Here is a 23,548-nt window from a genome sequence, read left to right as displayed (position 1 = left end):
ATTCGCTTATGGAAAAAAGGTGAATATGCTTATTTATAAATTAATAGGAACAATTTTTAAGCTATCATAATACGCTTTTTTGCGTGTTTTTTATGTGAATTGTTGATTTTAAATAAAGGAATGGCGAAGGTTCTTATCGAATGATCTTCGCCATAACTGGAATAAATATATTCGTATTCTATTAAAGAACCATAAACGCGATAACAACCGCCATGATAGGAATCGCCTCTACGAATGCAACCCCGATGAACATTGTTGATTGAAGCATACCTCTTGCTTCTGGCTGACGAGCAATCCCTTCTACTGTACGAGAAACGATTAATCCGTTACCTAAACCTGCACCTAGTGCTGCTAAACCAATTGCAATTGCTGCTGCTAATGAACCCATTATTAAAATCCTCCCTAAATTGTAATTATTATAAAGTTTGTCCATATTCTGAACTGGGTATATATATTAATGGTCTTGACTTACTTTATGAGCCATATAAACCATTGTTAATAAAGTGAAAATAAATGCTTGGATACTTCCGATAAAAATGGAGAATCCCTGCCATACCATTGTTAATGGGAAGGCCGCTACTGTTCCAATATAATTGGCTTTCGCTAAACCATTTACTAGTAAGTTTAGTAGTACCTCACCTGCATAAATATTTCCGTATAAACGAAGACCCAGTGTGAGTGTGTTAGAAAATTCCTCAACTATTTTCAATGGTAATAAAAATCCTACTGGTTGGACAAACTCTTTAAAGTATCCTTTTGTACCACGCATTTTGACACCGTAGTAATGAGTTAAACCCACAACCATAATTGCTAGTGTTAATGTGACACCTGGATCTGCAGTTGGCGATTTCCACCAAAGCTCATGATGCACTGTAATAGCAAAAGGTAAACCTAACATATTGGAAATAAAGATATACATTAGAAGCGTGATTCCTAAAACATGAAACCTTCCTCCGTCTTTCCAATCCATGTTATTTTTAATAATATTACGGACAAAGTCCATAATCCACTCCATCAAATTTTGTCTGCCTGTCGGCTTCATTTGAAGATTCCGAGTGAGAAAAAATGCGATTAAAAATACAATTATACTTGATACAACAATCATTAAAACATTAGATAGGTTAAAAGTTAATCCTAAAAACACTTTGGTAGGTGCTTCATGATGCAATATTACTCACCTCTTTTCTCACCATTCTTATGTAAAATAAAATAACGCACTAAATAATCTGCCATAATGACAATATAAGCTGTCATCAATCCAATTACAACACTTATTAAGTGAACTTTTTGTGGATATTCTACGGCAATTAAGCAAACTATTACTGCTGTAGCCATTCGGGAAATGGTTCCTAAGCCATAAACCTTCCCTTCCTCTTCAATGGCTTTATCAAAGACCTTTGCTCTTCTAACCAGTAAGGTGAGATTGAATACACTGGCACTTGTCCCGACAAATAGACCAAGAAAAACAGATTGATAGGGGGTGAACGCCCAAGCAAATGCACAAAATGATAAAAAGAAATAAAGGTATTTCTTAACCCTCATATAAATCTCAAACAATTGTTCCAATTCTCTATCCTCCTTATTTTCAGGGCATCACTCTAAACCCGCGAAAATAAAGCGAAGCAGAGAAAAAGCACATTCCTTTTGTATCATTCGGGCATTATACCATATGTTTATCCTTCCTTTTCATCCGATAAACGAAGCGATTATATCGCTTGCCCCTTAACTCTATTAACACTATACTAGTGTTAAAATCTTGATACTCCGCGGGTGAAAACCTATTCACACCCCTTGTAAGCATACAATAGGGTATTGTCAATGTCAATGCATTTAAATACAAAAAAAAAATTCATTGCTCACCATTTAACAATCTCTTTGTTATAGCTTATTTTATTTTTAGAATTTTTTCAAGCATGTCCTCTTTCCCAGTTTTTTTGGCGAATATTTTCATTCGATATGTCCCTGCCTCCTCTACTTTCGTTAAGGCAAATTCACCTTTTAATCGACCTCTTTTCACTTCTTTTTTCCAATCTAGAAACCGGACAAATTGTAATGTATCTTCTCTAAAAAGTGCAATTCCAAATTCCTCGGCGCCAGTTGGCAGATAGGTCTCATACTCATAACAACTTTCTCCATTCTTCTTATGAAAATCGAACCCCATAATTCTTGGATAATCTGGTTCTTCCAATACATATAAATAGGGTAATTCAATTAATTTTCCGCCTGCTCTCACTTTAATTATACCATCTTGCAGTTTCTTATTGAAAAGGTTATCATCAATATTCATTATTATTGGAACATTTTTCTCTTCTCTTGGTTTTAGTGTAAAAGAAAGGGGAAGTTTCCAACTAATCCCGCGCTTTCCTTTAGGAAAATCAAAGGAAATTTCTTCTCTTCTTTTCCCCACATTTTTAATGGTGATATACGCTTTATATTGATTCTTTTCTTTTACTAATTTATATTTTCCGAAACGAATACTTCCTGGCATGATTAAAACATTGGCATTTATGGCTTGGTCAACTTGAATTCGACCCGCCCCTTGCTCGTATACTTTATATGTCACATTTTGTCTATTTTTGACTGACTTTGCGGTATTCATTAAAGCCGCTTTTACTTCTTCTGGTCCCCAGTCAGGATGCACTTCCAACAATAACGCACACGCTCCAGCAACAAAAGGAGCTGCCATACTTGTTCCCTGTAAAGCCATATATCCATCAGGGACTGTGCTATTTATCACAACTCCAGGCGCGAGAACATCTGGTTTAATTTCCCATGTACTTGTAACAGGTCCCCGCGAGCTAAAATCTGCCAGTATATCCTTTTCCCACTTCTTATCGATGGTTACATATATTTTCTTTTTTTGAATAGTCTTCTTTATAAATTCTCCTTCCTCCTTTGTAATTCCTGCTACTGGTAAAGGTACTTCTTTTTCTAGCATTCCTTGAAATGCTCCGGGCAAGTTATTAAATATTAATACGCCCACCGCCCCAGCCTCATAGGCATTCTGCACTTTTTCTGTAAATGTCAATTCTCCTCTTTCTATTAATACTAACTTTCCTTTTACGTTCGTCAGTTGCTGCTTCTTTCCTATCCCACCGCTTGCTAATGGAATAGATGCCATCCCCGTCCATTCCTTACTGTTCTCCATATTTGTTAAGGCAATTTTCTTATCATCTATGGTAAAAAAAGGAGTATGGATATTGGGCGTGGTAGCGCCTACTGAAATAGCCTTAGCTGCGGTTCCTGGAGAACCAACTGTCCATTCAGCCGGACCAGCGTTTCCAGCTGCTGCAACTGCAATTATCCCCTTCTTAACGACTTCGTTTAAAGCAAGACTAATTGGCAAATCAGGGCCGTTCACATCACTGCCTAATGATAAATTGATAATATCAACTTTATCTCTGACAGCTCTATCGATTGCTGCTAATATTTGTTCTGTTGTTCCAGAACCACCTGGACCTAATGCTCTATAGGCATAAATTGTTGCGTTCGGAGCAACTCCTTTGATTTTTCCGTTTGCTGCAATAATTCCAGCAACATGAGTTCCATGAAAAGTATCTTTATTCCCTAACCCTTTTGTTTCCATCGGGTCCTTGTCCTTATCCACGAAATCATAGCCACCCCGATAATTTTTGGCTAAATCAGGATGTTGGTAATCTATCCCTGTATCGATGACCCCTATTTTTATTCCTTTGCCACTAATATGTTCTAATGACTTGCCTAAGTAATTCCTAATTTCATCTGCTCCAATTATTTCAACCGGGTCTTCTGTTTCTGCCATATAAGTCTGAACCTTTGAGACTTGATTCACGCTTTCGCTTTGTTTTAATTTTTCAAGTTCATATACCGGTCCTTCAACAGAAAAACCACTGAATACTTCTGTAAAAATATATCTTCTTTTTAAATCTGGATATCGACTAAGAAGCCGATCGATTTCTTGTTCGGCATAATTCTTCTTTGTATGCACAATAGCAATTTGAACTTCATTGAAATTTTGCGAGGGAAGATTTGGAGTTTTTAAAGATGCTGCCATTGTTAAATGTGATAGTAATAGTGGTATAAAGAGGAGAATTCTGAGTGTTTTTTGTAGCATTATTACCGCCCCCTGCAAATCTTTATGCTTTTTATTTTGACCGCAAGTTGTGTTTTTATGTATTGCCAAAAATACACATCACAATCCGAATGTGACTTTTCTCACAAATATTTATTTCATTATTGTTAAAAGCAAAAAACTCTCTCTAATTTAATAAGGTTATAAAGAAGCAATGAGATTTGCAGTTCTGTTAGCACAAAGGAAGCAGGAAAAGCTTATAATGAAATGATATAAAGTTTCTTTTCCCTAGGAGATGAGCGGAATAAAAAAGGCCCAAAGCTAAGCTGCTTTGGGCCTTTTTGGAACGATATTATTTTGTACCAAACAATCGGTCTCCAGCGTCTCCTAGACCTGGGATAATATAACCTTTTTCATTTAGTTTTTCATCTAATGCCGCAATGTAGATATCTACATCTGGGTGTGCCTCTTTTAACGCTTCCACCCCTTCAGGAGCTGCGATTAAGCACATAAATTTAATATTTTTTCCGCCTCGATTTTTTAAAGAGTGAATTGCTTCAATTGCAGAACCACCAGTAGCAAGCATTGGGTCTACAACAATAAAATCTCTTTCTTCGACATCAGAAGGTAACTTAACATAGTATTCCACTGGCTTTAATGTTTTAGGATCACGATATAATCCAATATGTCCAACTTTCGCAGCAGGAATTAATTTTAGAACCCCGTCCACCATTCCAATACCAGCACGCAGGATAGGAACGATACCAATTTTTTTACCTGAAAGAACTTTTGATTTTGTTCTTGCGACCGGTGTATCAATTTCAATTTCTTCTAATGGCATATCACGAGTAATTTCAAAAGCCATTAAAGTAGCAACTTCGTCTACTAACTCCCTAAATTCCTTCGTACCTGTTTGTTTTTCTCTGATGTATGTAAGTTTATGCTGAATTAATGGGTGATCAAATACATATACTTTTGCCACAACTATTCACTCCGTTCCTTCATTAGTATAAATATCCTCTTTTTTCGACAGGATACTTCGTTAACACACTTCTATTTATTCTACAGAAAAAGTATTACTGAATCAACTGAAATTCTTTTCTAAATTTGAATTTTCTCTGATAGTTTTTCCGAAAACCTAGAAAAAAATCGTTTTAAAAAAAGAGAACAATTGATAAGCCGCTATACGCCTTATCAACTGTTCTCTTCCTCTTATAGTTCCTTGTACAATTCAAATTTACTCGTTAATGCTGTTACTCTTTTAGCAGCTTCCGCTAACTTCTCAGCGTCTTCATGGTTTTTAAGTGTAAAACCAATAATAGAAGCTATTTCATCCATCTCCTCTAAACCAAATCCACGAGATGTTACCGCTGCTGTTCCAATGCGGATTCCACTTGTCACAAAAGGACTTGCTGGATCATAAGGAATAGTGTTTTTATTTACAGTAATCCCCACTTCATCTAATACATGCTCTGCTGTCTTTCCAGATAAACCCAATGATTGGAGGTCAACTAATAATAAATGATTATCCGTACCGTTCGATACTAAGTTTAATCCTTCTTTTTGCAGACCACTTGCTAATCTCTTTGCATTTGCAATAATATTCACTGCATAATCTTTAAAATCAGCTTGCAGTGCTTCCCCGAATGCAACAGCCTTTGCTGCAATTACATGCATCAGCGGACCACCTTGAATTCCCGGGAAAATAGATTTATCAATTTTCTTGGCAAATTCCTCTTTACATAGAATCATTCCTCCACGAGGTCCACGTAACGTTTTATGCGTTGTAGTAGTAACAAAATCAGCATATGGAACTGGATTTTGATGTAAGCCCGCAGCAACTAAACCAGCTATATGAGCCATATCGACCATTAAGTATGCTCCAACTTCATCAGCAATTTCACGGAATTTCGCAAAATCAATTTCACGTGGATACGCACTTGCTCCAGCTACGATTAACTTTGGCTTATGAGCCAACGCTTTTTCACGAACATCTTCGTAATTAATATAATGTGTTTCTTTATCCACACCATACTCCACAAAATTATATTGAACACCACTAAAGTTAACTGGACTACCATGTGTTAAATGCCCACCGTGAGACAAATTCATTCCTAACACGGTATCTCCATGCTCTAAAATGGTAAAATAAACAGCCATATTTGCTTGCGCACCTGAATGCGGCTGTACGTTTACATGTTCTGCACCGAAGATTTCCTTCGCACGATCACGCGCAATATCTTCTACAATATCTACATATTCACATCCACCGTAATAACGTTTAGCAGGATAACCTTCTGCATATTTATTAGTTAATACAGATCCTTGTGCTTCCATTACCGCTTCACTAACAAAGTTTTCTGATGCAATCAATTCAATCTTCGCTCTTTGGCGTCCTAATTCTTGTTGTATTGCTTTAAAAACCAGTTCATCTTGCTCCGCTAAATGCTTCATATGTATTTCCTCCCGACTATTCTCTCTTTTCCACCGTAAATCTGCCTCTATTCTATCATGTATATATTTTAAAAAGAAAGAGCTAATTTACGAATTATCAAATGATTTATACACTTTTCGTTCGGTTTTTCCAAAGTATTTTCGTTATTTTTTTAGAAAGATACAAAAATATTTATTTTTCTACTATTTCAATAAAATGAACCTGTGTTAAAAAATAATTTTTTCATTATTATTGGGTGGTTTTCTTAGCAAAGAATTATTATTTAACGATAGTACTCATGGGAATGGGATAGGAGAGTGGAAGTGTCGTAGTCTCTAATATCTTTTTTCTCTTACTCTACTTAACTTCGTCCTTCCTCCTTCTCAATACACCTTAGCTTCTCTTCCTTCAGCTCCAGTCCATAAAAACAAGAAACCAACAAAATCCCTAAAAAACATGCAGGAATTTCATTGGTTATTCATTAACAAGAAAGATTTTCTTTTGTGTTCTCATATACAGCTCTTGGACCACCAATTAATTTAGGACGGGATTTTGCTAGTGTGACATGAGCATTTCCTAGTTCCTTCAGTGAGGTTCTGATTGGTACAGCAACATGCTTTAAGTGCATGCCAATAAAGGTATCGCCAATATCGATTCCACCATCTGCCTGAATAAACTCTACGACCACTGGATCTTCCATCTGCTGAAAGGCAAAAGTGGCCATCGCTCCACCCGCATGACGCACCGGTACAACAGAAACTTCCGGTAAGTTCCTTGCTAACATCACTTTTCTTTCGACTACTAAAGCCCGATTTAAATGTTCACAGCATTGAAAAGCAAGCGAAATTCCTGCTTGCTGCTGATATTTTTGGCATTCTTCAAAAATTAAGGAAGCGACATCTACCGTTCCCGCGGTACCAATCTTTTGACCGATGACTTCACTTGTACTGCAGCCAATCACAAATAATTGCTGTTCTTTCAGCTGTGCCTGTTCTTGATATTCCGTTAGAATCGTTCGTAGCTGCTCCCTTAGCTTAAGTGTTTCCTCATTCATTTAAAACACCCCTCTTCAAGTTACCTACATTTCTTATACTATAATCATCATGGCACAAAGATATAGGGAGTACAAGTAAACTATCTATTCTTTAATATGAAAGCGACAAATGGTTTGCTGCAGTTCTTCTGCATGCGCTTGTAATTCCAATGCCAATCCATCCACCTTGCGTATAAGTGCCGTTTGATTATCCGCAATATTCGTTACCTGTTGTGCTCCTGCAGCCGTTTCTTCCGCAATCGCTGCAACTTCTTGTGACTGCTGGGTTGTTTCATAAATTTGTTGTTTTTGCTTATGAATCAATTCGGTTATATCAGCTGTTGCATCTACCATTTTATTTGTAGTTTCATTCATTTCATTAAAAATTAAATTCGTTTTCTTCCCTGTTTCCGCTTTTTCTTGAGCATTCTCGACTTGGTTTGTAATTTGTTCAACGACATTTCTAACTTCTGTCTGCATATTGCGGATAATCTCCGCAATTCCTTCTACCGCTTTACCACTCTCATCAGCAAGTCTTCTTACTTCTTCGGCTACCACACTAAAGCCAGCACCATGTTCTCCAGCTCGCGCCGCTTCTATAGAAGCATTTAATGCTAATAAATTTGTCTGTGAGGCAATTTCTCCAACAAGCTTTAACACTTCTTCAATTTCTTTAGAATGAATCTCTAAATTTTGTACAGACTTTAGGGAATGCGTATTCTCTACTGCCAATTCCATCATTCCATCCACTAAGGAATGAACTACTTTATTTGTCTCTACTAACTTTTCAGACATTTGTTCGGAAATAGCTTTGGACATATTCGCTTTTTCTTCCACGACAAGAGCGATATTCATTGATTCTTCTACAGACTCTGCTGAGGCTTGGACACTTTGTGCAGACATTTCAGCACCCCCAGCAATTTCACCAACCGAATTAGAAATTGCTAATGTTTGCTCTAGCGCATTATCCGATTCAGCAGAGATCCGTTTTACTGTTTCGTTTGTTTTGTTAAAATTATTTTCAATACTTTGAACCATGTCGCGTAAATTAAACAGCATATGATTAAAAGCTAAGCCTAAGGATTTGATTTCATCATCTGATTTGGACACTTCTGCATCCCTGCTTATATCTCCGTGTGCGGCTTTTAATGCACTTTGTTCCAATCGCTTTAACGGTTTAATAATAAGCCCTGCCGCCAAAAAGCCTAAAAAACCAGACCAAAATACGCCTAATGCTAAGGTGACAATATTAAAAATAACGGAACTAATGGCGATTTTGCTTTCAATGGCTGGATAGAGAATATACATAAAAAAAGCACTCGTTGAATACGTAATAATTGCAAGAATTGTAATAAATAGCGCCAATTTCTTTCGTAAACTAAACTTATACTGCACCTTCGTTCCCACTCTTTTTCCCCCTTGTGAATAAGTAGCACCTTACCATTCACTTTTTGTTATTTTTTCCATTATTTTATCTATCAATATTTCTAATTCTTCATATGTGTCTCGATAAATTGAAACTGGTCCTCCAAAAGGATCACTCACATCCCCATCTGGGTCATCCTCTGCATATTCTTTTATCGTAAACGTTTTCTCAATGGAGGATGGATATGCTGATACAAGCATATTTTTATGCCCTTTTGTCATTGTGAATATATAATTTGCCCAGTCTATTAACTCTTTTGTGACCATTGTGGAAGAATGGTTATGCTGGATTCCCTTTTCAGAAAGAATCTCCTGTGCCTGCAAAGATGCAGCACTACCATCTACCGCATAGACTCCAGCGGATTTGACTTCGACTTCAGAAGCAAATTTATGCTTTAAAATAGCCTCTGCCATTGGACTTCTGCACGTGTTACCTGTACAAACAAACAATATGCGAATCATCATTATCCTCCTTTATATGGTTCTATTATAGACCATTTTACCTAATAATTCTATTTTATCTACAAAGAAGATAGTGCAAATACTCGTTTATTATCGGTTAAAGCTAGGACATTTTCAGCATTTACTAATTGGAGTATGTTACATTACCTTCAAATTATCTTTTCACTCTATCATTTTCTAAACAAGGAAATGAGAAATGGCTTTCACCCAATGATGAAAGCCACTTCTCCGTATCTAATACTACTATAAACTAATAAGCAGCTTGATTCCAAAAATAAGAAGGATTCCTCCCCCAAGCATTTCTCCATAAGAGCCTAACCAGCCCTGTACTTTTCTTCCAATTAGTAGGCCTAACCACGTCAGTACCATCGCACTAATTCCAAAGCAAAGCAGAACTACTACTGTTCTTGCCTGGTATATTCCTAGACTTAAGCCAACGGAGAAGCTGTCCAAACTTACACTAACCGCAAATAGAAGCAAGCCGAAACCAACCGGCGTAATTCGACTTGTCTCCACTTCTTTAAACCCAGTCCAAATCATTTGAATTCCTAATAAAACTAGAAGTGCTCCACCTATATATCCGGCTATTTCACTGAAATTTTCCGAAAGAAACTTCCCTGTAATCATCCCCAGTAAAGGCATTATTACATGAAAGATTCCAATTATAAAGCCGATTTTTGCGATTTGCTTTAATCTTAGTTGAAACATCCCCATTCCTAGCCCAACCGAAAATGCATCCATTCCTAAAGCAAATGCCATTAAAATAAGTGTAAAAAGTTCTCCCACAACTGCAGACATTCTTTGGCCCCCTTGGACTTGCTCATTAGAGATTATGCACGTCCAAGTTCTTTTAGAATTAAATATCCGCAAATATTTTTAAGAGATGACTTCTCATTAAACACTATTTTATTACTTGGTGAGAAGCAGCTTTCATCAATCTGTTCATAACAGCTTGTCCAACGCCCTCTGTCGGAAACATCTCTCCGAAGATAATATCGACTTGCTGATGATCAAAGCTTCGCAAACCATCATATAGCTCAGCAGCTACCGTAGATAGATCCAGCCGTTTACCACAAGCATAAACAAAATCAGCTCGATAGAATGCTTTATTTTCCTTTGTAGTTAAAACACCAACTCTATGTCCCTTTTGTTTTTCTTCTTCTATTAGTAATTGAATTTTCTCCTTAGAACCGTCCACTAAAAACAATGGAGCATTTGGAGCGTAATGAGTGTATTTCATCCCAGGTGACTTTGGTTTTATTTCCGTATCAGTCAGCGCCTGATCAACTTTCACTTCACCGACAACACTTTCTAGTTGTTCTTTCGTAATGCCTCCTGGGCGGAGAACCATTACTTTCTCATCCGTACAATCAACAACAGTAGACTCAACACCTACTCCTGTGGAACCACCATCCACTATTCCGGCAATATATGTATCTAAATCTTCTTTCACATGAATCGCTTTCGTGGGACTCGGTTTCCCGGAACGGTTAGCACTTGGAGCTGCGATTGGCAGGGATGATTGTTCAATAATCTGTAATGCGACAGGGTGATTAGGCATTCGAATTCCCACTGTAGAAAGACCAGCAGTCGCTAACTCCGATAACACCCCATTTTTCTTTTCAAAAATAATCGTAAGTGGTCCCGGCCAAAAAGCATCCATTAATTTCTCTGCTGTTGCCGGTACTTTTTCTACTAACTCATCTAATTGCTCTCGTTTTGCAATATGTATGATAAGCGGATTGTCAGACGGTCTTCCTTTAGCCGCAAATATTTTTGAAATGGCGGAATCTTCTTTTGCATTTCCACCAAGGCCATAAACCGTTTCTGTCGGAAACGCAACGACCTCATTTTTTCTTAAAAGATCAGCAGCTTGTTGTATTTGTGAATAACTTTCCTCTTTATCCACATTTTTATCCACTGACCAATAATTTGTCTTCATTAAAATCCACCTTTTTCCATTTTGATATCAATTACGCTAAATCGCTTCTTATTCCTCATTTTTCGACAATACCACCATTTGTGGAAAAGGACAAGTTTCTCCTTAAATGGGGATAAAAATCTGACTTGTCCCCAAATTGTGAATAAACACCCCTGAAAAGTGGATAACTTTTGCTATTTATCCACAATATTCATCGGAATATACATAAAATGCGACTTATCAACAGTGAAAACGCTTTTTACAGTATTCGACTCTTTCAATGCTGCTGGAATGTTTTCTTCTTCTATCGCTTGAAACCCTAATAAATGAAATAATTGCATGGAATGCGGATTATGAACCTTACAATAGATGGCATCTAGGTCTTTATCCTTCGCTAATTTTAACGCTTGGTGTATTAAAAACAATATATCTTCCACCGTTCCTTTAGAAAGAACCATCGAACGAAGCAATCCTATTTTCCCAAAAGGTTCTATTCCAATGGTGCCTATCAGAGTTTGATCAGTTTCCGCTTCCATAAGCAAAAAGCAGTCCAGCCATTCTTGCAATCTTTCTACTGTCACTTCTGCTTTTGTTAAAAAAGCAGCAATCCTTTCTAAATCCCCTATTTCTGCTTGTCGAATGATATGCATCTTTCTAATCCCCCCACCATCTAGTATTTAATCTATTACTATGAAATGATGGAGGAAAAAATGCGAGATTTCTTATTTAAGGCCAAATTCTTTTATTTTGTTATATAAAGTTCCTCTTGATATTCCTAGCAATGTTGCTGCAGCACTCTTATTTCCATATGTTTTTTTGAGCGCTTCTTTTATTCGTTCCATTTCGTTATCTTCCCTATTCCCTTTTTCACCCCGAATAGAAACCTTATACTTCTCTACAATTTCTGCCGGGATATGTTCAAGAGTTAATTCCCTATTTCCCTCACATACTAATAGACTATGTTCTATTACATTCTTCAACTCTTTTATATTACCTGGCCAATCGTATGAACATACAATATGCATTGCTTGTTCATTTATTTTTGTTACGTTTTTCTGATATTTTTCATTGTACATTTTTAGAAAACTATTAACTAAACGCGGTATATCTTCTTTTCGTTTGCGGAGTGGAGGAATTTCAATATGAATAACGCTAATTTGGTAATAAAGCCTTTCATTAAATTCCCCTTTTCTTACTAACTCTCCTAAAGGCTGGGTAGATGACAAAATAAGTCTTGTTGCTGGCTTTTTCTGCTGTTCTCCGCCAACCCTAGTAAAGGATCGCTCTGTCATATAGTGCAAAAGTTTTTCCTGAACAGTTAAAGGCATTTTATCCACTTCTTCGATAAATAGTGTCCCTGACTCAGCCTGCTCTATCTTTCCTTCTATTTCTACTGGATCTCCCGCATTAAAAGTCATTTTCTGATATCCAAACAGTTCCATCTCCATTAAATCTTTTGGAACAGTGGAACAATTTAACGATAAAAACGGATTCTTTTTTTTCGATCCCCCATAATGAATCGCTTGTGCAAGCTGTTCTTTTCCTGTACCTGTTTCTCCAGATATAAGAACCGGTATTTCCGCCGAGGCTACCTTTTGTGCCATTTCAACCGCTCTTTTCACTTCTTTGCTGCTTGATAAAATAGAGGAAAAAGGCTCATCCTTTTGCACATATATAGAGGTAGTCGAATCTAATTCTTGATTTAGGTGTATTAGCTTCGTAATATCATGTTCTGTTGAAATGCCACCAATTATTTTATTATCTACAAGAACAGGTGAAGCATTAATTAACACATGTGTATGTTCATTTGGGCGGTGATACGTACCTCTAATCGGATTTCCTTCCTTTAGGATACGATGTAATTGAATCGAGTCTGTTTCAAAATGCTCGCCGATTTTTTTACCGATAATTGCTTCTTTTGTAATTTGATAGGTATCTTCTGCTACACTATTCCAGTAAAAAACGGTTCCGTGACTATCTACTGCTGTTACGGCATCATTCATAGTCTCAGCAAGTGTTTCAAAATAAGTAGCGATATATTTATTTTCCTTTTGTAAAGCTTGGATTCTTGCTGCCGCAGTCACAATCCCTTGAAATTCATTTTGTTTCTTTATAATGACTGGTCTTAACCAACTTAGATTGTCCTTTTTTATATCCTGTATAGTAATTACCTCTGAAGGTAATATATTACTTACTTGCAGCCAGTCTTTTATTGTTTGACTATTCCTTACAGCTGCTAATAGGTACTGCTCAGCATTTCCAATCGTAAATAACTGCTCACTTTCAATAATAACGTAGGAATAATCTGCTAACACCTCTGTTAGCGTACTAATTTTTTCGTCGTCTGAGAGGATGGTAAATGAAGTTTCAATCTTCATTTGCGAATCTGTAAACATATCTTTATCCTTTCTTTCCTTATTATTGTTAATTTATCACTAAATAACCGTTTTTCCAATAAGGGAAAATGGATGCAATTTATTCTATAGAAAAAAGCTGGCACTAAAAGGAATCCACTCGAATGATTAAAATGCAGAAGGTTACTACTTCTTTCTAGTAATATTCTTGTGTTCCTAATAGAGTCAGCTTGATTAAGTTGGTTTATTTTTGACTATGGATTTACTCTGCCTGCCATCATTTCCCCAAAAGACAGCTAGCAATTACACTGATTACAGTACTTTTTTTGTGCTTAGTTTAGCTTGTGTGAAAAGTAACAGATAGTCGAATCCTCCTGCTTTGGAGTCCGTTCCAGACATGTTAAAGCCTCCGAATGGGTGCACTCCTACTAATGCACCTGTACATTTCTTATTAATATATAAATTGCCGCAATGCTGATTTTCTAATGCATACTCGATTCGATCTTCTTGAGTAGAAAAAAAGGAGCCGGTCAAGCCATATTCGGTATCGTTATATACTTCAATACCTGTTTTCCAATCAGGCACCTTACAGATTGCGAGGACTGGACCAAAAATTTCCTCTTTCATAATGCGAGCATCTGCGGGAACATCTATAAAAATGGTTGGTTCAATATAGTAGCCATTTCCTTCTGCACGAGACCCACCTATTGCGAGGTTCCCTTCGTTTTTGCCAATTTCAATATAGCCTAGTATTTTGTTTAATGCTTTTTCATCAATCACTGGCCCTACTGCTGCATTCGTCTCTGGTAGGCCAATAGCTAAATTTTTTGTTCGTGCTACTACCTTTTCTACGACTTTATCATACACAGATTCCACAATAATTGCTCTAGATCCAGCAGAACATTTTTGACCTTGAAAACCAAACGCCGCTGCCACAATCGCTTCTGCTGCTGCATCAAGATCTGCTGTTTCATCGACTACAATGCCATCTTTCCCACCCATTTCGGCTACAATTCGCTTTAACCATATTTGGCCAGGCTGTACAACAGATGCACGCTCATAGATACGGCAGCCTACAGCACGAGATCCAGTGAAGGAAATGAATCTTGTTTTAGGATGCTCCACTAAATATTCTCCTACTTCCAAACTATCGCCAGGAAGATAATTAATAACACCCGACGGCAAACCCACTTCTTCCATTAATTCTACAAACTTAGCAGCAATAACTGGTGTATTATCGGACGGCTTTAAGATAACGGTATTTCCCGATACGACTCCAGCAACTGTTGTCCCTGCCATAATAGCAAGCGGGAAGTTAAATGGAGAAACAACAACCCCTACCCCAAGCGGAATATAGGTAATCTTATTATCTACTTCACCAGCTGTCGGGTATAGCGGTTGGTGGATCGATGTCTCACTTAAACGAATCATTTCTCTCCCGTAAAACTCAAGGAAGTCAATTGCTTCCGCAGTATCTGCATCTGCTTCTACCCAGTTCTTCCCTGACTCTAAGATTAAGTATGCGGAAAACTCATGTTTTCTTTCCCTCATTAATTGTGCAGCTTTAAACAAATATTCAGCACGCTCAGCTGGTTTTACTTTCTTCCATGTCTCAAACGATTGCAAGGCTTCCTGCATGGCCTTTTCTGCATACTCTTTATTCCCTTTACTTACTTCTCCGATGACTTCATCTACATTCGCCGGATTAATCGATACCGTTTTTTCTTTTGTCATAATTTTGGCTTTGCCAATTACAAGGGGGAAGGTTTTTCCTAATTCCTCTTTTACTTTTTGAATAGCGGCTTCCATTGCATGCTGGTTCTCGATTTTTGTAAAATCGGTAAACGGTTCATTTTTATACGGTGGGATACTTGTCATATTCGTCATCTTTTATTTCTCCTTTTTGTTTATATTTTTTCATCCTGATATCTAGCAAACTTAATATATAAAAAGGGGAGCTCGATTCTACCGACTTACTTAAATAAGTTTTTCAAAATAAACCAAACGTTTGCTGGTCTTTCTGCCAATCTTCTCATAAAATAGCCGAACCAATCTTTTCCGTATGGCACATACACTCTTACTTTGTACCCTTCTTTCACTAGCTTATTTTGCAAATCCTCACATATTCCATACAGCATTTGAAATTCAAACTTGTCTTTATCAATCCCATGATTTGCGGCAAGCTCTTTAGTGAATTGGATTATTTTTTCATCATGGCTGGCAACAGCTGTGTAGTTTCCATTCAGCATATGCATTTCAATAATTTTTTTATAATTTTCGTCTACGTCCTTTTTCTCTGGAAAGGCAACATCCGGTGACTCTTTATAAGCCCCCTTTACCAAACGCAGATTTGCGCTTAATTCATTCAAATGTTTCATATCTTCTTCTGTTCGATACAAATAGGCTTGAATGACCAAACCAACATTATCATATTCCTTGCGGAGCTCTTCATAAATATCAATGGTTACTTGACAATGAGCGTAGTCTTCCATATCGATACGGACAAAGTTTCCGTATTGGTTGGCTCTAGAAACAATTTTCCGCATGTTGTTCAAGCATAATTCCTTATCAATATCCAACCCCAGTGATGTCATTTTGACTGATAAATGAGAGTGAACGCTAGATGCATGAATCTCATCTAGTGTTTTTAAAGACATTCTCGTTGATTCATCTGCTTCTTCTTTCGTATAGACAAACTCTCCTAAATGATCAAGCGTAACCACTCTACCTGATTTGTTTAATTCACTGACTTTTGAAATTGCCTCTGCTATCGTTTCACCAGAAACGAATCGTTTTGCTCCAAAGCGTAAACCGTATTTGCGAGCTAATTTATTGGCGGACTTATTCTTAGCTAATGACTGAAACATATTTCTCAATGCAACTTCCATCATCAAGCTCCCCTTTTTGAACACTTTTGTTTAAAATCTTAACACTGTACATTTGTGTTTAATTCTTACTTCGATTATACAATAATACCAGCTTTGAAATCTATAATTTTCTGATTAATTTTTATTATTAAAATACTGGAAGCGCATAATTTATTTCTTTTGATAGCTGCTTAAAATTTTGAGAGAAGAGTATCCGAAATGATTAATGATTGAGGCTGCCAATCACATAAAAAAAGATTGTCCGACTAGTACTCTCTTTAAAAGAAGGTGCTAACCCCTCTTTTAAAAGAGTACTTCACAGACAATCTCTTAACTAATTTTGTATGTTCTCTGGTTGTGTTTTCTTCTAGTCATTCTTTTTGCTAATACTCCATATCTCGGAGAGCAAAGGAAGCTTATCATAAAAATGATACCTGTAGAAAAAGCCATCGCCCCTGAAATAGAGGTATCTAACCATACCGCCATATAATAGCCAATAAACGCCGATAAAATCCCAAACCCACTGCTTAACAGAAAAAGAAAGGATAATCGATCTGTCCATAAATAAGCTGCCGCCGCAGGAGTAATAAGCATTGCTACTACCATAATTGCGCCAACAGCATCAAAAGCTGCCACTGTTGTTAAGGAAACCAAAGACATAAATAAATAATGCATAAAGATAACCGGAATACCAAGGCTTGCTGCAAGCGCAGAATCAAATGAAGTAATTTTCCACTCTTTATAGAATGCAATAATGACCAATAGAATTACAAATAACACGCCGCTAAGTAATACTACTGCCTCTGGAACACTTCCTAGAATGGGGACTTCTACTCTTTCCCATGGGATGAAAGTAATTTCTCCCATTAAAGTATGTTTCACATCTAAATGGGCATTGCCTACTTTGGTTGCAATTAAAATAACCCCTATCGCAAATAGTGTAGTAAAGACTATTCCAATCGAAGCTTCTTGTTGAACTCCGCGTGAATGCAGCCACTGAATGAAAAACGCAGTAATAAGGCCAGCAATAACCGCGCCAATCAACATATGAATTCCTGTTAATTCTCGTGTTATTAAATAAGCACACACTATCCCCAATAACACGGTATGGCTAATAGCATCAGCCATCATAGCCATTCTTCTTAAAATCAACAAAACGCCAATTAAACCACAACTTAGTCCTACTAATGAGGCAGTCAACAATATCCAACCTGTATAGCTCATTATTGTTCTACCTCCCTCGTCATTTTTACTAACTCCATGCTCTTCCTTTGTCTTTTCTGTTGAAAATAGACAACAGCCAATCCTTTTTTACTTCCTAAAAATAAGGAGATAAAGAAAATAGCAGCTGCGGTTACTACGATAAACGGACCAGTTGGCCATCCTTTTCCAATTGTGCTTAAAAATGTTCCAATCATTCCGGAGGCTCCTCCAAACAAGGCGGAAAGAATCACCATCACTTTAAAGGATTCTGTCCAATATCTAGCACTTACACTTGGAATTATTAATAAGGCTGCCATTAATATGACGCCGACCGCTTGAATGCCAACCACAATAACTAAAACAAGAATTGCCATATAGAGTGCATTCATCCCCGTTATGGATATACCTAATCCTTTCGCAAAGCTTGGATCGAACAAAAAAATTTTCCACTCTTTAAAAAGAATTACTGTTAAGAAAAGTACAATAATAGCCACCATCATCATGGTCCAGACATCTCTTGATACCATAGATGCCGCTTGCCCAAAAATAAAACTATCCAGTCCACTTTGATTACCGCCAGGCATTCGATTAGCAAATGACAACAGCATAATCCCTAAGCCGAAGAAAACAGATAATACAATTCCCATGGCTGCATCTTCTTTCACACGACTTGAGCTTCTGATCCACTGAATAAGAAATGCACCTAATAAAGCGGTAATCGCTGCTCCAATTATCATGACAAATAGATTTTTTTCTCCCAGTACTATAAACCCTAATACAACTCCTGGTAACGCAGCATGAGAAAGGGCATCACTCATTAAGCTTTGTCTCTTCCAATAAGCGAAGCTTCCAATAACACCTGCTGCCATTCCTAATAAGAACGTACTGAATAATACAGATTGCGCATTATAAGAAAGAAAACTAAACATTATCTCTTCTCTCCCATCCAGTGCAAGGTACCACCATATGCTTTCCTAATGTTTTCTTTTGTGAAAGTCTCACTTGTAGGACCATGGGCAATGACTGTTTTATTTAACAGGAGAACATGATCAAAATATTCTTCAACAGTCTGCAAATCATGGTGGACGACCATAACAGTTTTACCGCGCTCTTTCAACATCTTTAAGGTTTCCATAATCGCCTTTTCCGTTGTTGCGTCTACTCCAGCAAGCGGTTCATCTAAGAAGTAAAGATCAGCCTCTTGCGCCAGCGCGCGTGCAAGAAACACACGCTGCTGCTGTCCACCTGATAACTGACTAATCTGACGATCTGCATAGTCTTCCATCTTCATTTCTTTTAAGGCTGCCATTGCCTTTTGTTTATGCTCTTTCTTCGGCCACTTGAGCCACCCTATTTGCCCATATAAACCCATTGTTACTACATCAAGAGCATTTGTTGGAAAGTCCCAGTCTACCGAACCACGCTGGGGTACATACCCAATTCTCGATTTGGCTGTTTGATAGGTTTCACCAAAAAAGTTCACCTCTCCACTAATAGCATGGTGAAGCTCTAATATTACTTTTAACAAAGTAGATTTCCCGGCCCCATTTGGTCCGACGATACTCGTCAGAGTTCCCTTCTCCACTTGAAAACTAACATCAGATAGTACTTCATTTTTACGATAAGCAGCGGACACATTTTCCACTGTAAGTACTGTCTCCATCTTTATTCCACTCCTCTGCTCAATGCTTGATAGATGGTTGAAACATTATGTTCATACATCCCGATATATGTTCCTTCATTCGATTTCGCATCGCCCATAGCATCAGAGAATAATTCTCCGCCAAGCTCTATATCAAGCCCTTGTTTTTTTGCTCCTTCCAGAACGGCATTGATGGAGGCTGGGTTAATGCTGCTTTCAACAAAAACTGCTGGAACTTGATGCTCTACTAGTAATGCAATAGTATCCTCTATATCCGTTAACCCAATTTCAGCTTCCGTACTTAAACCTTGTAAACCAACAACCTCTATATCTAGCATTCTTCCAAAATAGCCAAATGCATCATGTGCTGTAACCAATACCCGCTTATCTTCAGGTAATGATTCCATTTGTGTTTTTGCTTCTTCTTTTAATGAATCTAATTTCGCAAAATATTCCTGTTTATTTTTTTCAAAATAGTCACTATCATCAGGTGACGCTTTCTTTAACTCGGTCGTTGCAGCATCAAGTGCCTCTTTCCACAAATCAACATCAAACCAAATATGGGGATCAATTGCGCCTTCCTCATCCTTCAAAAGCTTCTCTTCTGCGATACCATCCCCAATCGCAAGAACTGGTTTTGTTTTGCCGATTTCTGCAAAAACCTTTACCATGTTTGCCTCTAGATGCAGCCCGCTATAAAAGACAATATCCGCCCCATCCATTTTCTGGATATCCCCTTGTGTCGCTGTATACAAATGAGGATCCACTCCAGGTCCCATCAAGCTTTGCACTTCTACTTTATCGCCGCCAATAACCGACATAGGCTCTGCAATTTGCGCAATTGTAGTAACAATCGTAAGCTTACCATCTTCTTTTGATTCCGTTGATTCAGCTGAACATCCTGTTAGAAAAACAAACGACATTAGCAATCCTGTTAGTACCAATTTCCACATTATTCCTGCCCCCTTTTCTTTATCGCAACAAACATACCCTTTGGACAATTTGTTTCCCTAAGGAAACTTTTATGTTTATATACAAAATACTTAACTATTCGAAAAATGTCAATGATTTAATCGTGATTAGGGAAAATTTTTTAAGTAACTTTGCTAACATTCAATAAAAAAAGATGCCTTTATTAACAGCATCTCTCTTAAAAACTATTTTGTTATCCAAATATCTTCTCCCATAACTCCACAAGAAAGAATTTCACTTCTACTTCCTCTTCTTTTTCTCCTTCTACAAATACAGGATCTTGTTTCTCTTCCGCTTTAGTTTGTTCTTTCTTTTCTTTCTTTTCTTTCTTTTCTTTCTTTTCTTCCTTTACTGCTTTATCTTCTTTTTCTTCTTTCTTCTCTTCCTCAAATCCATCACTTACCGCAACTCCGTTAGAGAAATCCAAGAAGCATAATGGCGGGAAAAGAACACACCACCAATTTGCCCCTTCACCTTCTCCTAAAGTAATTAAAATGGCATCATATTGTCCAGCTGGATATAAGAACTCACCATAAAGCTTAGTTGGAAAATCCACTTTATCAAACGTAACATTTACAGCTTGATTGGCTTTTTCTTCTTCTACTACTCTTTCCGCAATCTGTTTAATCTCTGGTAATTTTTTCTTCAATAAGTCTTTTGCCGCTTCTTTAGAAGTTAATTCGGAAACCCAGTTTGTAATTTCCTCATTTACAGCATCTCTTACTTTTCTTTTTAACTCCTGATCATTTTCCTTATCACTATTTGCTAAAATTCTTAGACGAATCGCATCATTAGGAATAATTACTTCATTATTTGCTGTCACTTCATTTTTTGGAATATATAAACTCATCATTGTAGATAAAATAAGTACAAATAAATAAATAGTTGCCATCGGTTTATTTTTCATCTTTAGCACCGCCCCTTCACTAACACAGTGTGGGCAGATTAATAGAATCTTAAACTAGTAAATTTCATTTTTTTGGAGTAATTTTTTGTAGAATGGGAATTTGTCTTCATTTATTTTGCCGTTTGCTGCTTTTTCTTGCAGTTCTCCCACCTTACACTTGCGGCTCCTCCTCTCCAACTTATAAAACGACTCTTCCCAAATAAAAAAAGCATATGCTATTACACCGTATAACCGGGTATAGCATATGCCTTTTCTCCTACTAATCAAAAGCCTACTTCGGCAAATACCATGCGATCTTTGCCATTGATATCATATTGAACTTCTACTTTTGCCTGAGGGAAAGCGGCTTCTAAAAGCTGTGCAACAGCATTGCTCTGGCCCGCACCTACTTCAAAGCCAATAATAGCTTTTTCCTTGACGACCTGAGGTAGTTCTTCACATAGCCTTTTATACAAAAGGAGCCCATCTTCTCCGGCAAACAGTGCTCTATGCGGCTCGTGCTCGGTTACCACGTCAGACATCGTCATGACATCCCCTTCTGGTATATAGGGAGGATTGGAGAGTACAACGTCAAAGCTTTTCCCTTGGGCAATAAATGGCTGCAATAAATCTCCTTGTACAAATTCTATTGGATCTGCCCCTAAATTCGCAGCATTCTGCTTTGCAACAGCTAATGAAACTTCATAAAGATCACTAGCTACTACCTGCAAGGATGGACATTCTAGCTTCATAGTCACAGCAATTGCCCCGCTTCCTGTCCCCACATCTATTAGCTTTAACGCTGCATCTTTTCCAAACAGTCTATCTATCCGTGCAAGCGCAGATTGTACAAGCTCCTCCGTTTCTGGTCGAGGAATGAGCACTTCCTTATTCACCTTAAAAGCTCTGCCATAAAAGTCTTCTTGACCAATAATATATTGGACTGGTTGTCCTTTGGCATGCAAGTAGACTAGCTTTTGGAAATCCTTGAATTGTTCATCACCTATGTCTTCACGAAATTTCATAAGCATTTCAGATCTACTCACTTGTAAAGAATGCCTTAATAATAACTCCGCTGCATATTCTTCTCTATTATGCTCCTTTAAAAAAGAAGAAGCCCATTTTAGGGCTTCAAATACCTTACACATCGGAAGCACTTTCCAAACGACTAGATTGTTCTTCAAAAATGAGGGCATCGATAATATCATCCATTTTTCCTTGAAGAATTTGGTCTAACTTTTGAATAGTTAATCCGATACGATGGTCAGTCACACGGTTTTGCGGGAAATTATACGTACGAATACGCTCAGAGCGGTCCCCTGTTCCAACCGCAGATTTACGTTGTTGATCATATTCTGCTTGTGCTTCTTGCTGGAATTTATCATAAACACGCGCACGTAATACTTTCATTGCTTTTTCTTTATTTTTTATCTGTGATTTTTCATCCTGACAGGAAACGACTGTACCTGTTGGAAGATGCGTTAAACGGACAGCAGACATCGTTGTATTAACACTTTGCCCTCCAGGACCACTAGAAGCAAATGTATCTACACGAATATCTTTTTCATGGATTTCAATCTCTACTTCTTCTGCTTCAGGCAAACAAGCAACTGTTGCAGTAGACGTATGGATACGACCACCAGATTCCGTTTCCGGCACCCGCTGTACACGGTGGGCCCCATTTTCAAACTTTAATTTGCTGTATGCCCCTTTTCCGTTAATCATAAAGATGATTTCTTTATAGCCGCCAACACCTGTTGAGCTCGCATCGATGACTTCCATCTTCCATCCTTGCGCCTCCGCAAAGCGGCTATACATACGGAAAAGATCCCCTGCAAATAATGCAGCTTCATCTCCTCCGGCAGCACCTCTTATTTCCATAATAACGTTTTTATCGTCATTAGGATCTTTAGGGATTAACAATATTTTCAAACGTGCTTCTAACTCTTCAATACGTGCTGCTGTTTCATCTAATTCCTCTTTTACCATCTCGCGCATTTCTGGATCTAGCTTTTCTTCCAGCATTGCTTTAGCTTCTACATGCTGTTCTTTTACTTCTTTATATTCACGATAAACTTCTACTGTTTCTTGAATATCCGATTGTTCCTTCGAATAGTCACGCAGTTTTTTTGTATCATTCACAATTTCAGGATCACTTAATAATTCATTAAGCTTGTCATAACGATCCTCGACAGCTTGAAGACGATCAAACACACTATTCACCTCGTTTTTATCCATAACGTATTCATTATATTATAGGCTATTTTTCTCGTCAAAACCAATTCTTATGAAAAATAG

General features: G+C 37.5%; 22 protein-coding genes. All 22 read right to left on the bottom strand.

Annotated features, from left to right (window positions below):
- Positions 1-181: 181 nt before the first annotated feature.
- On the bottom strand, positions 182-388 hold the full coding sequence (atpE, locus tag NSQ89_RS24840; protein ID WP_016204791.1) for a F0F1 ATP synthase subunit C: 207 nt from the start codon (positions 386-388) through the stop codon (positions 182-184).
- 66 nt (positions 389-454) lie between these two features.
- Positions 455-1,168, bottom strand: a complete 714-nt coding sequence (gene atpB, locus NSQ89_RS24835; protein WP_047940732.1) for a F0F1 ATP synthase subunit A — start codon at positions 1,166-1,168, stop codon at positions 455-457.
- 2 nt (positions 1,169-1,170) lie between these two features.
- The gene (locus NSQ89_RS24830; RefSeq protein ID WP_047940733.1) at positions 1,171-1,566 is read right to left on the bottom strand and encodes an ATP synthase subunit I; all 396 of its coding nucleotides are present in this window, start codon (positions 1,564-1,566) and stop codon (positions 1,171-1,173) included.
- A gap of 319 nt (positions 1,567-1,885) precedes the next feature.
- On the bottom strand, positions 1,886-4,093 hold the full coding sequence (locus NSQ89_RS24825) for a S8 family serine peptidase (protein WP_341133415.1): 2,208 nt from the start codon (positions 4,091-4,093) through the stop codon (positions 1,886-1,888).
- 310 nt (positions 4,094-4,403) lie between these two features.
- Positions 4,404-5,033 (bottom strand): uracil phosphoribosyltransferase, encoded by a 630-nt coding sequence (upp, locus tag NSQ89_RS24820; protein ID WP_047940735.1) that lies wholly within the window; start codon positions 5,031-5,033, stop codon positions 4,404-4,406.
- Between the two features lie 230 nt (positions 5,034-5,263).
- Positions 5,264-6,505 carry a serine hydroxymethyltransferase gene (glyA, locus tag NSQ89_RS24815; RefSeq protein WP_061800831.1) on the bottom strand — a complete coding sequence of 414 codons (1,242 nt, stop codon included), beginning with the start codon at positions 6,503-6,505 and terminating at the stop codon, positions 5,264-5,266.
- A 461-nt stretch (positions 6,506-6,966) separates the two neighbouring features.
- Positions 6,967-7,539, bottom strand: a complete 573-nt coding sequence (locus tag NSQ89_RS24810) for a TIGR01440 family protein (RefSeq protein ID WP_061800832.1) — start codon at positions 7,537-7,539, stop codon at positions 6,967-6,969.
- 84 nt (positions 7,540-7,623) lie between these two features.
- Positions 7,624-8,925, bottom strand: a complete 1,302-nt coding sequence (locus tag NSQ89_RS24805; RefSeq protein ID WP_047940738.1) for a methyl-accepting chemotaxis protein — start codon at positions 8,923-8,925, stop codon at positions 7,624-7,626.
- A 30-nt stretch (positions 8,926-8,955) separates the two neighbouring features.
- Positions 8,956-9,408: a low molecular weight protein arginine phosphatase gene (locus NSQ89_RS24800; protein WP_061800833.1), complete on the bottom strand. Its 453-nt coding sequence runs from the start codon at positions 9,406-9,408 to the stop codon at positions 8,956-8,958.
- 240 nt (positions 9,409-9,648) lie between these two features.
- Entirely contained in the window at positions 9,649-10,203 is a 555-nt protein-coding gene (locus NSQ89_RS24795; protein ID WP_047940740.1) for a manganese efflux pump MntP, read from the bottom strand.
- A gap of 103 nt (positions 10,204-10,306) precedes the next feature.
- Positions 10,307-11,347 (bottom strand): L-threonylcarbamoyladenylate synthase, encoded by a 1,041-nt coding sequence (locus NSQ89_RS24790; protein ID WP_061800834.1) that lies wholly within the window; start codon positions 11,345-11,347, stop codon positions 10,307-10,309.
- Between the two features lie 173 nt (positions 11,348-11,520).
- Entirely contained in the window at positions 11,521-11,976 is a 456-nt protein-coding gene (locus NSQ89_RS24785; protein WP_061800835.1) for a hypothetical protein, read from the bottom strand.
- Between the two features lie 72 nt (positions 11,977-12,048).
- Positions 12,049-13,722, bottom strand: coding sequence for a sigma 54-interacting transcriptional regulator (locus tag NSQ89_RS24780; protein ID WP_144544782.1), 1,674 nt, complete (start codon positions 13,720-13,722; stop codon positions 12,049-12,051).
- A gap of 270 nt (positions 13,723-13,992) precedes the next feature.
- Complete coding sequence (pruA, locus tag NSQ89_RS24775) at positions 13,993-15,567, bottom strand: L-glutamate gamma-semialdehyde dehydrogenase (protein WP_144544780.1); 1,575 nt, start codon at positions 15,565-15,567, stop codon at positions 13,993-13,995.
- An 86-nt stretch (positions 15,568-15,653) separates the two neighbouring features.
- Positions 15,654-16,568 (bottom strand): proline dehydrogenase family protein, encoded by a 915-nt coding sequence (locus NSQ89_RS24770; RefSeq protein WP_061796870.1) that lies wholly within the window; start codon positions 16,566-16,568, stop codon positions 15,654-15,656.
- Positions 16,569-16,877: 309 nt separating this feature from the next.
- A complete protein-coding gene (locus tag NSQ89_RS24765; RefSeq protein WP_341133414.1) occupies positions 16,878-17,771 on the bottom strand; it encodes a metal ABC transporter permease in 894 nt (297 codons plus the stop codon).
- Positions 17,771-18,679, bottom strand: a complete 909-nt coding sequence (locus NSQ89_RS24760; RefSeq protein ID WP_095258216.1) for a metal ABC transporter permease — start codon at positions 18,677-18,679, stop codon at positions 17,771-17,773. Before NSQ89_RS24760 ends, NSQ89_RS24765 begins: the two co-directional genes overlap by 1 nt.
- Entirely contained in the window at positions 18,679-19,413 is a 735-nt protein-coding gene (locus NSQ89_RS24755; protein ID WP_061796876.1) for a metal ABC transporter ATP-binding protein, read from the bottom strand. Before NSQ89_RS24755 ends, NSQ89_RS24760 begins: the two co-directional genes overlap by 1 nt.
- Before the next feature lie 2 nt (positions 19,414-19,415).
- Positions 19,416-20,345 carry a metal ABC transporter solute-binding protein, Zn/Mn family gene (locus tag NSQ89_RS24750; protein ID WP_328282830.1) on the bottom strand — a complete coding sequence of 310 codons (930 nt, stop codon included), beginning with the start codon at positions 20,343-20,345 and terminating at the stop codon, positions 19,416-19,418.
- A gap of 212 nt (positions 20,346-20,557) precedes the next feature.
- Positions 20,558-21,271: a stage II sporulation protein R gene (gene spoIIR, locus NSQ89_RS24745; RefSeq protein ID WP_341133413.1), complete on the bottom strand. Its 714-nt coding sequence runs from the start codon at positions 21,269-21,271 to the stop codon at positions 20,558-20,560.
- 263 nt (positions 21,272-21,534) lie between these two features.
- Positions 21,535-22,398, bottom strand: coding sequence for a peptide chain release factor N(5)-glutamine methyltransferase (gene prmC / locus NSQ89_RS24740; RefSeq protein ID WP_095258219.1), 864 nt, complete (start codon positions 22,396-22,398; stop codon positions 21,535-21,537).
- Positions 22,391-23,464 (bottom strand): peptide chain release factor 1, encoded by a 1,074-nt coding sequence (prfA, locus tag NSQ89_RS24735; protein ID WP_047940752.1) that lies wholly within the window; start codon positions 23,462-23,464, stop codon positions 22,391-22,393. Before prfA ends, prmC begins: the two co-directional genes overlap by 8 nt.
- Positions 23,465-23,548 lie beyond the last annotated feature (84 nt).

Origin of the sequence: Niallia sp. FSL R7-0648 (assembly GCF_038007005.1) — a bacterium.
Classification (GTDB): domain Bacteria; phylum Bacillota; class Bacilli; order Bacillales; family Cytobacillaceae; genus Niallia; species Niallia circulans.
This window is presented reverse-complemented; position numbering and strand designations above follow the sequence as displayed.